This is a genomic window from Amycolatopsis sp. NPDC049868 (assembly GCF_044461365.1).
GTDB lineage: Bacteria > Actinomycetota > Actinomycetes > Mycobacteriales > Pseudonocardiaceae > Amycolatopsis.
In genome coordinates this window covers 1,244,345-1,257,993 of sequence record NZ_JBITKV010000001.1, presented here as the reverse complement: position 1 = coordinate 1,257,993, position 13,649 = coordinate 1,244,345, and the positions used below count along the sequence as shown (strand labels likewise).

The window sequence follows — 13,649 nt, the reverse complement described above, 5'->3', positions numbered from 1 at the left end:
CGCCGGACCGCAAGAACACGGGGGCTTTCCCGGCCGGAATCCGGTATCAACGAAAGGGACGACGGAGGTGGGTCATGGGGAACCCGATCGAGGAATTGCGTCCGGTGGAGGAACTGGCCGAAGGTGGTGCGACGGCCGTGCGGGCGGCGGTGCTGCGCAAGGCGACCGAAGCGGTGGTCGCGAACGCCCGCGACGCGACGGACTGCCGGATGCTGCTGGAGATGCTGGGGCTGCATTCCGAAAGGCCGGTCCGGACCGATGATGAGGCCGCCTGAGGCCGCATCGGTCTCTTGCGCCGGGTTGTACATGAAGGCCCCCTTCCTTGCGCCAGGCGCAAGGAAGGGGGCCTTCATGTACTTGGGAAGGTGTGAAGCAGCCGCTGTGACTGCTGGTGCTTGTGGGGTGAGCGTGGCGAGCCGGGAGTTCCAGTGGTCACAGCGGCTCGACCTTCACGCCTTGCCCAGTACATGAAGGCCCCCTTCCTGTACTTAGGCGCAAGGATGGGGGCCTTCATGTACTTGGGAAGGGGTCCTTCAGCGCCTCGGCAGCACACAGAATTCGTTCTCTTCCGGGTCGGCCATGACGATCCAGTCGTCCGACTCGGGGTCTTCGACGATCCTGGCGCCGAGTGACACGAGCCGGGCGACCTCTTCGCGCTGTTCGAGTTCGGTGGGCGCGAGGTCGAGGTGCAGCCGGTTCTTGCCCTGCTTTCCCTCGGGAACCGGCTGGAAGAGCAGGCTCGGCACGTCGGGGCTCTTCAACTCGACATAGGTCACGCCATGGCCGTCGGTCCACCGCTCGGTCTCGGGGTAGCCGAGTGCTTCCTTCCAGAACGCGGCCAGTGCTTCGGCCTCACGGCAGTCGACGGCGACGGCGAGCATCCGGGTTCGCATGGATCCACGGTGGCACGGAACGGCGAGGTTTGCCGGATGTGCGGACGGGCATCCGGCGGGGAGCAGAGCCATTCGCCGAAGGGAGCACCATGAAGGCCGTCACCTGGCACGGCAAACGCGATGTCCGGGTCGACACCGTCCCGGATCCGAAGCTGGTCGAACCGACCGACGCCGTCGTGCGGATCACCTCGACCGGTATCTGCGGGTCCGACTTGCACCTGTACGAGGTCCTCGGCGCCTTCATCGACGAGGGCGACATCCTCGGGCACGAGCCGATGGGCGTCGTCGAAGAGGTCGGTTCCGGGGTGACGAACCTGAAACCCGGCGATCGCGTCGTCGTCCCCTTCAACATCTCCTGCGGCCACTGCTTCATGTGCGACCGCGGCCTGCAGTCGCAATGCGAGACCACGCAGGTCACCGACCGCGGCAAGGGCGCGGCGCTGCTCGGCTACACCAAGCTCTACGGGCAGGTCCCCGGCGGCCAGGCCGAATATCTGCGGGTCCCGCAAGCCCACTACGGCCCGATCAAGGTGCCGGACGGCCCGCCGGACGAGCGTTTCGTGTACCTCTCCGACGTCGTGCCCACGGCTTGGCAGGCCGTCGACTACGCGGACATCCCCGAAGGCGGCACGGTCGTGGTCTTCGGGCTGGGCCCGATCGGTCAGTTCTGCTGCCGGATCGCGAAACACCGGGGCGCGGGGAAGGTGATCGGCATCGACCTGGTGCCGGAACGGCTCGCGAAGGCCGCCGCGGCCGGCGTCGTCACCTACGACACGCGTGAACACCGGCACCTCGGCGACCTCATCCGCGAGACCACCGGCGGCAGGGGAGCGGACTCGGTGATCGACGCCGTCGGGATGGAGGCACACGGCGCCCCGATCGGGCGAATGGCGCAGAACCTGGTCGCCCTGCTGCCAGACCCGATCGGCGCGAAGATCACCGAGAAGGCCGCGATCGACCGGCTCAGCGTGCTGTACGCGGCCATCGACTGCGTCCGGCGCGGCGGCACGATCTCCCTGAGCGGCGTCTACGGCGGCATGGTCGACCCGCTGCCGATGATGGACCTGTTCGACAAGCAGATCACCCTGCGGATGGGGCAGGCCAACGTCCGGCGCTGGATCGACGACATCATGCCGCTGATCACCGATTCCGCCGATCCGCTCGGCGTCGAGGGCTTCGCGACGCACAAGATGCCGCTGAAGGACGCGCCCCACGCCTACGAGATCTTCCAGAAGAAGCAGGACGGCGCGGTCAAGATCCTTCTGGAGCCGTCGGCGGCTTGAGGTGTCGGCCCGCGGATGCCGGGTATCCGGTGGGAGGACCCTGAAGGAAGGAGCGATGGGATGACCACGGCACGAGACATCATGACCGCGAACGCGACCTGTGTGTCCGCCTCCGAAACCGTGCTCGACGCCGCCAAGAAGATGGCCGCCGAGTCGGTGGGCGCGGTACCGATCTGCGGCGAGGACGGCAAGCTCAAGGGCATGCTGACCGACCGCGACATCGTGGTGAAGGTGCTGGCCGAAGGCAAGGACCCGAGGGCACTGCACGCTTCGGAACTGGCCCAGGGCGAGGCGGTGACGATCGGCGCGGACGACGACGCCGAGGAGATCATGCGCACCATGGCGAACCACAAGGTCCGGCGCCTGCCGGTGATCGACGGGCACCAGCTCGTCGGCATCGTGGCGCAGGCCGATGTGGCCAGGGCCCTGCCCAACCCGGACAGCGGTGAACTGGTGGAAGCCCTGTCCTACGACTGACACGGCATACTCGCTCGGTGGCGTTCTTCGACATCGAGGGTTACGAACCCGTGTGGCTCTCCGGACTCCAGACGATCCGGAGGGCGCACGGGGATCGCTTGCGTGCTTTGGTGGGCAAACGACTGCGGCATGTTCACCTCACCTGGTTCGTCGAGTACGCCGAGTGGCTCTCGGGTGCGCCCGTCGTGGCCGACTTCGGCGATGAACGGCTGGAGATCACGCACTGGAAGTTCGACGAGCTTTCCCTGACCTGGAACACGATCGACCCGTACGGGAAGTCCTCATGGGACTGGGGTGATCCGGCCGAACCCAGCCCGCTCCGGTGGCGACAGGACGTCTTTCCGGAACTGTCCGCTTTGGAGGGTCAGGTGCTCCAAGACGTCGAGCTGCTCGACTGCGCGACGCGGGACATGGCGAACGGCATGGTCGCGCTCGGCCTGGTCTTCCCGCACGGCCGGTTCACCGTGTTCAACGCACTCGACGAGAACGGCATCGAATACACCGAGCCCGACTCGTCCTACCGGAGACATTCACTGGCGGGCTGAAAACGGGATGCGACGGTCGCCGATCTTGGCGATACTTCCCGGCATGTCCCGGATCAAGCTGGCCGAAGCGCTCGTCTCGCGCGCCGACGCGACCAAGAAGGTGGAGGCGCTTCGCTCCCGGATCGTCGACAACGCTCGGCACCAGGAGGGCGAGGAGCCGTCGGAAGACGCGTCCGCCTTGCTCGTCGAGGCCGAAACCGCGCTGGACGAACTGGAATCGCTGATCCAGCGGATCAACCGGACCAACGCCGCGACCCCGCTCGGGGAAGGCACGATCACCGACGCGATCGCGCGCCGCGACGTCCTCCGGCTCAGGCACGGTGTCCTGACCGCGGCCGCCGACGCCGCGGCCGGGCGTAACCAGGGCGGGTACGGCCGCCAGCTCCGCTCGGAACTCCGCTACCTCTCCGCGCTGCCGGTCGCGGAACTGCGGTCCCGCGCGGACCGGGTCGCGGGGGAGATCCGGGCGGTCGACGTCGAGATCCAGCGCACCAACTGGGAGACCGACCTCCTGGACTGAACGTGGAAAGCAGGTAGCCCTCCGGGAAGCGGGCACAAGCCGAGGGCCGGCGGTATTCCGGCTCGCCTGGTACGTGGCGGGCAGCGTGGGGTTCGACTCCCCGATCACAACTCCGCCCAGCACGGCGCACAGGTGACGGCGCAAACGGCACAGTTCATCACCACGTGCCGGTCCCGGAGGGCGAGGGCGGGTACGGGGTCTTTCCACGCCTCCGGGCGCATTCCCATCGGCACAGTGGTGTTCGCGACACCTTCACCCCGCCGAGGCATGGGCGCGCCTGATCGACTCTGTGCCAAGGTGAAGAGCGGAACAACCCAAGAGTCCAGGTGGTGACCCCGGATGGCACTGAAGATCGGTTACAAGGCGTCGGCCGAGCAGTTCGGCCCGCGCGACCTCGTCGAGTACTCCGTGCTCGCCGAGCAGGTGGGGCTGGACAGCGTGATGGTCAGCGACCATTTCCAGCCCTGGCGGCATCAGGGCGGGCACGCGCCGTTCTCCTTCGCGTGGATGGCGGCGGTCGGCGAGCGCACCGAACGGGTGGTGCTCGGCACCAGCGTGCTGACCGCGACCTTCCGCTACAACCCGGCCGTCGTCGCGCAGGCGTTCGGCACGCTCGGCAGCCTGTACCCGGGCCGTGTGCTGCTCGGCGTCGGCAGCGGTGAGGCCCTCAACGAGGTCGCGGTGGCCCGTATCGAGTGGCCCGCGTTCAAGGAACGGTTCGCGCGGCTGCGCGAGGCGATCGACCTGATGCGCAAACTGTGGTCCGAAGAGCGCGTCACGTTCGAGGGCGAGTACTTCCAGACCACCGACGCCACCGTGTACGACCGTCCCGAGGGCGGGGTGCCGATCTACATCGCGGCAGGTGGCCCGGTGATGGCGAAGTACGTCGGCAAGCAGGGTGACGGGTTCATCTGCACCAGCGGCAAGGGGATGGAGCTCTACACCGAGAAGCTGCTGCCCGCGGTCGCGGAGGGCGCGGAGCAGGCCGGTCGCAGCACCGGCGACATCGACAAGATGATCGAGATCAAGCTGTCCTACGACCCGGATCCGGCGCAGGCGCTGGAGAACACCCGGTTCTGGGCACCGCTGTCGCTGACGCCGGAGCAGAAGGCGGGCATCGAGGACCCGGCCGAAATGGAGAAGGCCGCGGACGCGCTGCCGATCGAGCAGGTCGCCCGCCGCTGGATCGTCACGTCGGACCCGGCCGACGCCGTCGAGCAGATCAAGCCGTACGTCGAGGCGGGCTTCAACCACCTCGTCTTCCACGGTCCCGGCCACGACCAGGAGCGGTTCCTGCGCTCGTTCTCCGAGCAGGTCGTCCCGGGGCTGCGCGAACTCGCCTGACCCGATGCGGAGGGCGGCACCGCATGGCCGGTGCCGCCACCGGGTCGGGATCGGCCGTCAGGACTCGGTGACGAGCTTGCCGATCTCCTGGTCGAAGTCGAACCATTCCGGCTCGGATCCGGCGGGCACGATGTCGTAGGTACGGTCGAGGAATTCGGCCAGCTCCTGCGCCGGGGCTTCGAGGACCGCGCAGCCGTCGGGCGCGCTGAGGGCGAAGATCACGATCGAGGTGTCGTCGGCCGGGCTGATGATCACGTCGCCCTCACCCGATGGGGTGAGGAGTCCGTCCGCGAGGAGATCACGGCCGAACATCCAGCGGACCGTTCCGCCGCCCGAGTGGTAGGCCACCACGACGGCGTAGGGGTCTTCGGGGTCGTATTCGAGATCGGCTTGGACGGGGAGCGGGTCCGCACCGAAAGTGCGCAGGCCGAAGACGATAGTCCCCCGGATGAGGTCGCTTTCCTTGTCCAACGCTTCAGCCCCTTACGTTCGGTTGCTGTTGATCTTCAGCTATTGATAACGCAATGTGAAGCCTTTTCGTGACCCGAGTCGGCAAGGTTCACACGTTCGGCTGAGAGCTGCGTCTCACGCGCTCACGGACGGTTCCCGGCGGGCACGTGCGGTGAGCGGCCGGGAAATGCGAACAGCCGTGCAAAAGAAAGAGACTCCGCACGTGCATATTCCGGTGAATGAGAATAGCCAGCCGTTCGGCGGAGTGAATCGCTTTTCCCCGTGGTTAACATCATTGTGCGTCGTTCACGTATTCCAGGAGACCGGCGTGGCTCCGTCCTGGACCCCGGCGAGCACGGTCGTTGAGGATTAGGGAAAGGAGCGGTAATGGGCGTACGCATCACCGTCGCCATTCCCAGGCAGGACGCCGGGCAGCGGAACACGGTTCACGGGCCGCGCGGCCGGGTGGTGCCGAGGCCTGCTCCCGTCCCGTCGCGTTCGGCGACCGCGCCGGCGGTCCCTCGTGTACAGGGGCGCCGCCGTGATTGACCGGCTCCCGATGCGGGTCGGGCAGGCCGACGTCGACCGGCTCGAGGGTGTCATCGGCGCGCTCAGGGCACGTGACTACCGGGAAGGCGGCGGGTCCTGCCGGGAGCTGCTGCGCGTGTTGGAGCCATACGGCGCCGCGCTGCGGCAGGGGATGATGTCCGAGCCGCTGGCCAGGCGGCTGGCGGGTGTGGTCGCCGATCTGCACAATCTCAGGGGCTGGACGGAATTCGATTGCGGCCGCCCCGTGCGGGCCGAACGGCAGTTCCGTCGTGCGCTCGAGCTCGCGACCGAGGCGGGCGCCGACGATCTCCTCGCCAACATCCGTTACCGGCTCGGCCGGATGTATCTGCATCACCGTACGCCGTCGGAGGCGCTCGAGCAGTTCTGTCAGGGGCAGCTCGCGGCGCGCCGTGCGGGACGGCCGCTGTCGCAGGCGATCCTGTCGGCGAACGAGGCGTGGGCCTACGCGCTGCTCGGTGACGTCCGCCAGGCGCTGGACAAACTTTCCCTTGCCACGGAACAATTCGAGGACTCCGTCGGCGACGCTGTCCCTTCGTGGTCTGCCTTCTTCACGGCCAACGACCTGGCCGCGATGATCGGCACGGTGCGCACCGAACTCGCCAGGCTCGTCGACGTCCGTCATTGCCGGGAAGCCATCCCGGTGCTCACCCGGGCCATCGACGGTTACGGCCCGGACATGATGCGCAGCCGCTCGCTGACGATGATCTGGCTCGCCGTCGACCACGCGCTGGAGGGTGACATGGACCGGGCCGCGGAGGTCGGTCTCGCCGCGATGGAGATCGCGGACGGGATCCGTTCCGCGCGGACACTAGATCGTTTGAAACCCCTGTCGGAAAGCGTACGGAAGCGAGTCGGCGATATTAATGCGCGAGATATTCTTGACCGGATCGCAACATTTCGAGTCAGCGCCTGAGCGTCGGGGAATAGGTGGAGGAATGACCGGATCAATTTCGCCGGGCGTAGGCTCGCGGGTATGAAACGGACTTCGTTCGCGCAGTGGCCGTGTTCGATCGCGCGCACCATGGACCTGCTCGGCGACTGGTGGACGCCGCTGGTCCTGCGCGAGGCGTTCTACGGGATCCGCAGGTTCGACGAGTTCCAGCAGGAGCTCGGCATCGCGCGGAACACCCTCGCCGACCGGTTGCGCCGTCTGGTCGGGGAGGGACTGCTGGAAAAGCGCGCCTACCAGGCCGACCCGGTCCGTTACGACTACGTCCTGACCGAGAAGGGCACGGATTTCTACGGTGTGCTCGCCGCGATGTCGCGCTGGGGCGACCGATGGCTCTCGGAGGAGGCCGGGCCGCCCGTCATCCTTCATCACGAGACCTGCGGGCAGGACACGCACGCGGAGGTCGTCTGCGCGCAGTGCGCCGGGCCGTTGACCGGGGAGAACACCCGGGCGCGGCTCGGGCCCGGTTATCCGCCGAAGCTCGCCGGCCGTCCCGACGTGGTGCGCCGCTTCGCCGCGCAGGACGGTTTGACAGGGTAAGTCCATCTACGCAACTATCGAGGTCACGAGCATGGGAGGCGGGCCACGATGGAGTGGACGGGCGCAAAGTACGCCGACAAGCCGACGGTCGAGGTCGAGGCGTGGGTCGACGCCGTCCCGGAACGGGTCTGGTCGATCGTCTCCGACGTGCGGCTGATGCCGGAGATGAGCCAGGAGCTTCAAGCCGCGGAATGGTGTGACGGCGCGGGAGGCGCGGCCGCGGTCGGCAGGCGGTTCGTCGGCCGCAGCAAACACGACGCGCTCGGCGAATGGGAGACCACGTCGCACGTCGTCGAATGCGACGAGCCGCGCGTGTTCACCTGGGCCGTGCACGACGCCGAGACGCCCACGGCGCTGTGGCGCTTCACGCTGGAACCCGAGAACGGCGGGACGAAGCTCCGGCAATGGATGCAGCTGGGGCCGGGACGGTCGGGTCTCTCGCTGGCCATCGACCAGATGCCGGACAAGGAGGAGAAGATCGTTTTCGTCCGGCTGCGCGAGTTCGAGAAAGCGATGGCCGGGACCCTCGCCGCGATCAAGGAGCGGGCCGAAGCGGACGGCGCGTGATGCGGACGGCGACCACGGTCGAGGCTTCCCGCGGCCGGCGGGAGACGCTGGATTTCGTACTGGAAGCGGAAAAGCTCGGTCTCGACGAGTGCTGGGTCGCCGAGGCGTGGGGATCGGACGCGCCGTCCGTCCTCGGCTATCTCGCGGCGCGGACCGAGCGGATCCGGCTCGGCTCGGGCATCATCCAGCTCGGCACCCGGACCCCGGTGGCGATCGCGCAGGCCGCGCTGACGCTCGCGGACCTGTCCGATGGCCGGTTCGCCCTCGGGCTCGGTGCTTCGGGGCCACAGGTGATCGAGGGGCTCCACGGTGTTCCGTTCGCCCGGCCGCTGACGCGGATGCGGGAAACGGTCGCGGTCATCCGCCAGGCGTTCGCCGGGGAGAAGATCGCGTTCTCCGGCAAGGAGTTCGAGATCCCGCTGCCGGGCGAGAGCAGGCCGATGCGGCTGTCGACGGCCCCGAATCCGGACATCCCGATCCATCTGGCCACGCTTTCGCCGAAGCTGCTGGAGCTGACCGGCGAGATCGCGGACGGCTGGCTGGGGACCAGTTTCGTGCCGGAGGGGGCGCAGGCCTACTTCTTGCATCTCGACGCGGGCCTTGCGAAGGGGGGCCGATCGCGCGCGGACCTCGAAGTCTGCCAAGGCGCCGAGGTCGCCTTCGCCCGGGATGAGGACGACTTGCGCGGGATGGTCGCGAGCCGCAAGGCGGAACTCGCGTTCAGCCTCGGCGGGATGGGCTCGGCGAAGACGAACTTCTACAACAACGCCTACAGCAGGCAAGGCTGGGCCGAGGCCGCCGCGGCGGTACGGGAACGCTGGCAGGCGGGCGACCGGGAAGGCGCGGCCGCGCTGGTGACCGACGAGATGGTGCTCGGTACGACGCTGATCGGCACCGAACCGATGGTGGCGCGACGGCTGCGTGTCTGGCGGGACGCCGGCGTCGACACGGTCCGGCTGTATCCGGCGGGTGAGACGGTCGCCGACCGGCTCGCCACCCTGGGGCGCGCGCTGGACCTGGTCCGGGCGCTGGGCTGAATGCCCGCGCCGGTTGAGGTGACCGGCCGAGCGTAGCTGTCCCCGCCTGCTCCAAGCGGGTAGAACTTGTTTCACTTTTGCCCCCGGCTGGAGAACATGACCTCGCTCGATCCCCACGCGAGGAGGATTCATGGGTCCCGATTCCCCGCTGTCCCGGCGTCAGGTCCTGCGCGGCACCGGGCTCGCGCTCGCTTCGGGACTGCCGTTCGCGGGGACGGCTTCGGCCGCCTCCGCGGTGGTCGGCGAGTACGACGTCGTCGTGGTCGGGGCGGGCGCGGCGGGGATGACCGCCGCGCTGACGGCGGCCAAGCGGGGGCTCACTTGCGTGGTGCTGGAGAAGGCGGCGAAATTCGGCGGTTCGGCCGCCCGGTCGGGGGCGGGGATCTGGATTCCGTGCAACTCGGTGCTGGCACAGGCCGGCGTCCGTGACACCCCGGAACAGGCCGCACGGTACTTGGCCGCCGTGGTCGGCCCGTCGATCCCCGCCTCGCGGCAGGAAGCGTTCCTCGCCAACGGTCCGGCGATGCTGTCCTTCGTGATGGCCAACAGCCCGCTGCGGTTCCGCTGGATGGAGGGCTACAGCGACTATTATCCGGAGCTGCCCGGCGGGATGCCGGACGGCCGCTCGATCGAACCCGACCAGCTGGACGGGAACATCCTCGGCGCGGAACTGGCCAACCTGAACCCGCCCTATCTCGCCACGCCCGCGGGCATGGTCGTCTTCAGCGCGGACTACAAATGGCTCGCGCTGGCCGCGGTCAACCCGAAGGGCGCCGCTGTGGCGGCCGCCTGCCTCGCCCGCGGCACGGCCGCCGCGCTCGCCGGGCAGAAGCCGCTCACCATGGGCCAGTCGCTGGCCGCGGGACTGCGGGCCGGGTTGCAGCGCGCCGGTGTCCCGGTCTGGCTGAACACGCCGTTGACCGATCTCGTCATCGAGAACGGGAAGGTCACCGGGGTGACCGTCGCGGCGGGGGTGGTGAAGGCACGACGCGGTGTCATCGTCGGCTCCGGCGGTTTCGAGTACAACGCCGCCATGCGGGCCGAGTACCAGCGCCAGCCGATCGGTACACAGTGGACTGTCGGCGCTCGGTCGAACACCGGAGACGGGATCCTGGCCGGAAAGCGCGCCGGAGCGGCGCTGGACCTGATGGACGACGCCTGGTGGGGTCCGGCGATCCCGCTGCCCGGCGAACCGTACTTCTGCCTCGCTGAGCGGACCCTGCCCGGCGGGCTGATGGTGGACGCGGCGGGCCGCCGGTTCGTCAACGAAGCGGCGCCGTACAGCGACGTCGTGCACACGATGTACGACCGGAACCCGACGTCGCCCACCATTCCCGCGTGGCTGGTCGTCGACCAGCACTACCGCAACCGGTATCTCTTCCGTGACGTCGCTCCGCTGCTGCCCCTTCCCGCCGAGTGGTACTCGTCAGGCGCGGTCAAGAAGGCATGGACCGTGGAGTCCCTCGGTACCGCGATCGGTGTCCCGCCGGAGGCGTTGCGCGCCACCGTCAATCGGTTCAACGGGCAGGCACTGTCCGGCGTGGACGGTGACTTCCATCGGGGCGCCAGCGTTTACGACCATTACTACACCGACCCGTACGTCCTCCCGAACTCGTGCCTGGCCGCGCTCTGGGAACCGCCCTTCTACGCGTTCAAGATCGTCCCGGGTGACCTCGGTACCAAGGGCGGGATGCGCACCGACGCGCGGGCGCGGGTCCTGCGGGCGGACGGTTCGGTCATCCCCGGCCTGTACGCCGCCGGGAACGCCAGCGCGGCGGTGATGGGCAACAGCTACGCGGGCGCGGGGTCGACGATCGGCCCGGCGATGACCTTCGGGTACGTCGCGGCGAACGACCTCGCCGATCAGGCTTCGAGCTGACGCTTCACTCGTCTTCGGGCGGCTTGTGTGGTTGAAGTTGCGAGGGGACAAAGGGAACGCCGTCCAAAGTGGAGTCGGTGAACCTGATGTCACCGCTGAACGTCGCGCCGTCGAACGTGGTGTAGCTGCTGAATGTCACTTGGTTGAACCAGGCGTCACCTGCGAACGCGGCTTCGGTGAAGTAGGACCGGTGCGCGAACGTCACGCCGGGCAGGTAGGCGTCTTCGAAGAACGTGGCGTCATCGAAGGTCGCGCTGTCGGTGAAGGTGGCTTTGCTGAACACCACGCTCCCGGTGAACGTCGTGTTCGTGAACCGTGCTTCGCGCAAGAATGAGGCAGCGCGAAAGGTGGCGGTTCCTTTGAAGGTAGCCGCGTCGAATCTGGCCATGGCCTCGAAGGTCGCCTGATCGAACCGGACGTTGCCGGTGAACCGCGCCTCCGAGAACCAGGAGTCGCCAGTGAATGTGACGCCGTCGAACCTGGTTTCCCCATCGAAGTGGATGCCTATCAGCAAGGTGTCACCACAGAACCGTGCGTTCGAGAAGCGAGCGTTGTTGAGCCTGCAGTCGCGGAACATGACGTCGATCAGCAGCGCGCCGCTGAGATCCAGGTCGATGTCGGGCCAGAACCTTTTCCCATCCTGGTAGTTCGGGTCGAGATGGTCGGCCAGGATGCGCTGGGCCGTCGTTCGTACCTCACGTTCTTGAACGTCACTTCGGTATTCGTCGTGGATCTCTTTCTCGGCGCCGGCATCGGGAGGCTTGTCAGGTAGTTCGTAAGGCATGCGTAGATAGGCGCTGATCACATTGACGATCATCTGACGCTGCGAAGGATTGTCCTGCGCCAGGCGATCGAGCGCGTACAGCCCGGCGAGTCGGACGGGTGCTTTGTCCGCCCCCAGTTGCTCGACCGCCTTGAGGTACAGGTCGCTGATCCGCCGCTCTGCGGCATCGTGGCGAGCGTCGTCATTGGCCCGCTCTCGTAGTTGGAGGTCATGACGTTTGGTGAGAAGGTCCTGCTCCGCGGTCTGTTGGCGTCGAGCGGCAAGGAGCAGCGCGATGGCGCCGCCCGCTCCGAGCACGATCGTGCCGACGGTGCGCACACCCTCCAGCCGGGCTTTGTCAGCGTCGGTTCCTTTTCCGTAGAGAACGAACAGCACCCAGCAGGCTGCGACAGAGAAGGCGAGCAGAAGCCCGGCACACAGGACGATGGTGCGATTCGACAAGATCCGGTGTTTCCCGCTGGAGAGCGAGGTAGGCCGAGTTCGGGGCATCTCCGGAGGGTGCGAATCATCGACCATCGAACCATGATCGCAGTGCGAGGCTGGTTTCGAATCTGGCGAATACGTGACAGCGCCGCGCGGACTGGCCTTGGGATGTTTCTGGTTGGTTATTGCGCCGGAGCCAAGGCGCGCTCCGGGAGCTTGAGCCGTGAGGCGACGATGATGAGCACGAAAGCGGTGAGAGCGGTGACGGTCCGGATGACGTTGTAGGTCTCCCAGCTGTCGAGGATCGCCGCGTGGTCGGCGGGTGCCGTGGTGACGGCCCAGACCTTGATCCGGCCGTTGATCGGGACGTTGCCGAAGCGGGTGACCAGGAACGACGTCACGACCAGGGCCGCGGCCACGCCGGCCAGCTGTCGCGGCCGCCCTCGGCTCAGCAGGGCGAGTGCGAGGGAGCTGATCGCCGCGAGCGCCATCGCGGTCTGCATGACGACGCCGTTCCGCTGCATCAGCGCCGTGTGGAAGGTCAACCGCACGTCGAGTGGGACGACGTCGAACGTGGCGGCGACGTTGACCACGCCGTAGCCGAAGGCTCCCGCGAGGAGCCCCGTCGACAGCAGGGCGACGCAGGTGACGAGATCGAACCTGATCTTTGACATGCCGTCAAACATAGCTGGACCCGGGTAACTCTGACAACGTGTCTGAATTATTTGCGGACAGGGAGTCGGCCACCTCCGCGTTTCCCGCCCGTTAAGGTGAGGCGTTCGCGTGGCATCAAGGGCTGGGGGGTCCGCCATGATCAACAAACGTGCCTATCACCACGGGGATCTTCGTCGAGCGCTCGTCCGCGCCGCACGGGAGCTCCTCGTCGAACGAGGTCCGGAGGGGGTGAGTCTGCGCGCCGCGGTCGCGAAGGTGGGTGCGTCCACGGCGGCGCCGTATCGGCATTTCCGCGACAAGGACGCGCTGCTGGTGGCGGTCGCACTGGAAGGGCATGCCGAGCTGCAGGAGTGCCTGCGGAGTCTCGGCGCCGGGACGGTGACCGCACTCGGGCACTCCTACCTCGGCTTCGCGCTGGAGAATCCCGCGTTGTACCGCTTGATGGCGGGCGCCGGGATCGGTGACCGTGCCGCCTATCCGGAACTGGCGGAGGCGCATCGGGCGACCTGTGCGCTGCTGGCCGACCGGGTGGGGGAGCGGAACGATCCGGACGGTTTCGCCGTCACGCTCTGGTGCCTGCTCCACGGGCTCGCCACGCTCGTGATCGACGGTCACGTCGAGCGCGACTCCGCCGTCGCCGAGGCCGAGCGCAGCCTCGGGCTCCTGGTCCCTTAGCGCCCTGACTCAGGACGCTAGACGAGGGTGTTGTTCGT

The 13,649-nt window shown here is 67.7% G+C and carries 16 protein-coding genes; 12 read left to right on the top strand and 4 right to left on the bottom strand.

Going from position 1 to position 13,649, the window contains the following annotated elements:
• Nucleotides 1-74: 74 nt before the first annotated feature.
• Nucleotides 75-275 (top strand): hypothetical protein, encoded by a 201-nt coding sequence (locus ACIBTM_RS06090; protein WP_395875440.1) that lies wholly within the window; start codon nt 75-77, stop codon nt 273-275.
• 258 nt (nt 276-533) lie between these two features.
• Here the strand turns inward: ACIBTM_RS06090 and ACIBTM_RS06085 are convergent, their stop codons facing one another.
• Entirely contained in the window at nt 534-893 is a 360-nt protein-coding gene (locus ACIBTM_RS06085) for a VOC family protein (protein ID WP_395875439.1), read from the bottom strand.
• An 89-nt stretch (nt 894-982) separates the two neighbouring features.
• Here ACIBTM_RS06085 and ACIBTM_RS06080 point away from each other — a divergent pair, with 89 nt between their 5' ends.
• The 5 genes from ACIBTM_RS06080 (at nt 983) to fgd (ending at nt 5,062) form a co-directional block, all read left to right on the top strand.
• Nucleotides 983-2,176 (top strand): zinc-dependent alcohol dehydrogenase, encoded by a 1,194-nt coding sequence (locus tag ACIBTM_RS06080; protein WP_395875438.1) that lies wholly within the window; start codon nt 983-985, stop codon nt 2,174-2,176.
• Between the two features lie 60 nt (nt 2,177-2,236).
• Nucleotides 2,237-2,653: a CBS domain-containing protein gene (locus ACIBTM_RS06075; RefSeq protein ID WP_395875437.1), complete on the top strand. Its 417-nt coding sequence runs from the start codon at nt 2,237-2,239 to the stop codon at nt 2,651-2,653.
• A 17-nt stretch (nt 2,654-2,670) separates the two neighbouring features.
• Complete coding sequence (locus tag ACIBTM_RS06070; RefSeq protein ID WP_395875436.1) at nt 2,671-3,198, top strand: hypothetical protein; 528 nt, start codon at nt 2,671-2,673, stop codon at nt 3,196-3,198.
• 43 nt (nt 3,199-3,241) lie between these two features.
• Nucleotides 3,242-3,718: a DIP1984 family protein gene (locus tag ACIBTM_RS06065; RefSeq protein WP_395875435.1), complete on the top strand. Its 477-nt coding sequence runs from the start codon at nt 3,242-3,244 to the stop codon at nt 3,716-3,718.
• A 339-nt stretch (nt 3,719-4,057) separates the two neighbouring features.
• Nucleotides 4,058-5,062 (top strand): glucose-6-phosphate dehydrogenase (coenzyme-F420), encoded by a 1,005-nt coding sequence (gene fgd / locus ACIBTM_RS06060; protein WP_016333459.1) that lies wholly within the window; start codon nt 4,058-4,060, stop codon nt 5,060-5,062.
• A gap of 57 nt (nt 5,063-5,119) precedes the next feature.
• Here the strand turns inward: fgd and ACIBTM_RS06055 are convergent, their stop codons facing one another.
• A complete protein-coding gene (locus ACIBTM_RS06055) occupies nt 5,120-5,533 on the bottom strand; it encodes an SsgA family sporulation/cell division regulator (RefSeq protein WP_125788323.1) in 414 nt (137 codons plus the stop codon).
• A gap of 538 nt (nt 5,534-6,071) precedes the next feature.
• On the opposite strand from ACIBTM_RS06055, the gene ACIBTM_RS06050 reads away from it, so the two are divergent.
• The 5 genes from ACIBTM_RS06050 (at nt 6,072) to kstD (ending at nt 11,054) form a co-directional block, all read left to right on the top strand.
• On the top strand, nt 6,072-6,995 hold the full coding sequence (locus ACIBTM_RS06050; protein WP_395875803.1) for a hypothetical protein: 924 nt from the start codon (nt 6,072-6,074) through the stop codon (nt 6,993-6,995).
• Nucleotides 6,996-7,055: 60 nt separating this feature from the next.
• Nucleotides 7,056-7,571 (top strand): winged helix-turn-helix transcriptional regulator, encoded by a 516-nt coding sequence (locus ACIBTM_RS06045; protein WP_395875434.1) that lies wholly within the window; start codon nt 7,056-7,058, stop codon nt 7,569-7,571.
• A 48-nt stretch (nt 7,572-7,619) separates the two neighbouring features.
• Entirely contained in the window at nt 7,620-8,138 is a 519-nt protein-coding gene (locus ACIBTM_RS06040) for an SRPBCC family protein (RefSeq protein WP_395875433.1), read from the top strand.
• Complete coding sequence (locus ACIBTM_RS06035; RefSeq protein WP_395875432.1) at nt 8,138-9,175, top strand: LLM class flavin-dependent oxidoreductase; 1,038 nt, start codon at nt 8,138-8,140, stop codon at nt 9,173-9,175. Before ACIBTM_RS06040 ends, ACIBTM_RS06035 begins: the two co-directional genes overlap by 1 nt.
• Nucleotides 9,176-9,305: 130 nt before the next feature.
• On the top strand, nt 9,306-11,054 hold the full coding sequence (gene kstD, locus ACIBTM_RS06030; protein ID WP_395875431.1) for a 3-oxosteroid 1-dehydrogenase: 1,749 nt from the start codon (nt 9,306-9,308) through the stop codon (nt 11,052-11,054).
• A 4-nt stretch (nt 11,055-11,058) separates the two neighbouring features.
• Here kstD and ACIBTM_RS06025 read toward each other — a convergent pair whose 3' ends face one another.
• A complete protein-coding gene (locus ACIBTM_RS06025) occupies nt 11,059-12,279 on the bottom strand; it encodes a pentapeptide repeat-containing protein (RefSeq protein WP_395875430.1) in 1,221 nt (406 codons plus the stop codon).
• Nucleotides 12,280-12,443: 164 nt separating this feature from the next.
• Complete coding sequence (locus ACIBTM_RS06020) at nt 12,444-12,935, bottom strand: anthrone oxygenase family protein (RefSeq protein ID WP_395875429.1); 492 nt, start codon at nt 12,933-12,935, stop codon at nt 12,444-12,446.
• A 136-nt stretch (nt 12,936-13,071) separates the two neighbouring features.
• Between ACIBTM_RS06020 and ACIBTM_RS06015 the strand changes: the two genes are divergently transcribed.
• Complete coding sequence (locus ACIBTM_RS06015) at nt 13,072-13,611, top strand: TetR/AcrR family transcriptional regulator (protein WP_395875428.1); 540 nt, start codon at nt 13,072-13,074, stop codon at nt 13,609-13,611.
• Nucleotides 13,612-13,649 lie beyond the last annotated feature (38 nt).

Bases quoted from the DNA above. Each gene is read 5' to 3' on its own strand.
- fgd (WP_016333459.1), top strand. From the start codon at position 4,058: ATGGCACTGAAGATCGGTTACAAGGCGTCGGCCGAGCAGTTCGGCCCG.
- ACIBTM_RS06090 (WP_395875440.1), top strand. From the start codon at position 75: ATGGGGAACCCGATCGAGGAATTGCGTCCGGTGGAGGAACTGGCCGAA.
- ACIBTM_RS06045 (WP_395875434.1), top strand. From the start codon at position 7,056: ATGAAACGGACTTCGTTCGCGCAGTGGCCGTGTTCGATCGCGCGCACC.
- ACIBTM_RS06015 (WP_395875428.1), top strand. From the start codon at position 13,072: ATGATCAACAAACGTGCCTATCACCACGGGGATCTTCGTCGAGCGCTC.
- ACIBTM_RS06040 (WP_395875433.1), top strand. From the start codon at position 7,620: ATGGAGTGGACGGGCGCAAAGTACGCCGACAAGCCGACGGTCGAGGTC.
- kstD (WP_395875431.1), top strand. From the start codon at position 9,306: ATGGGTCCCGATTCCCCGCTGTCCCGGCGTCAGGTCCTGCGCGGCACC.
- ACIBTM_RS06075 (WP_395875437.1), top strand. From the start codon at position 2,237: ATGACCACGGCACGAGACATCATGACCGCGAACGCGACCTGTGTGTCC.
- ACIBTM_RS06020 (WP_395875429.1), bottom strand. From the start codon at position 12,935: ATGTCAAAGATCAGGTTCGATCTCGTCACCTGCGTCGCCCTGCTGTCG.
- ACIBTM_RS06035 (WP_395875432.1), top strand. From the start codon at position 8,138: ATGCGGACGGCGACCACGGTCGAGGCTTCCCGCGGCCGGCGGGAGACG.
- ACIBTM_RS06080 (WP_395875438.1), top strand. From the start codon at position 983: ATGAAGGCCGTCACCTGGCACGGCAAACGCGATGTCCGGGTCGACACC.
- ACIBTM_RS06050 (WP_395875803.1), top strand. From the start codon at position 6,072: ATGCGGGTCGGGCAGGCCGACGTCGACCGGCTCGAGGGTGTCATCGGC.
- ACIBTM_RS06085 (WP_395875439.1), bottom strand. From the start codon at position 893: ATGCGAACCCGGATGCTCGCCGTCGCCGTCGACTGCCGTGAGGCCGAA.
- ACIBTM_RS06065 (WP_395875435.1), top strand. From the start codon at position 3,242: ATGTCCCGGATCAAGCTGGCCGAAGCGCTCGTCTCGCGCGCCGACGCG.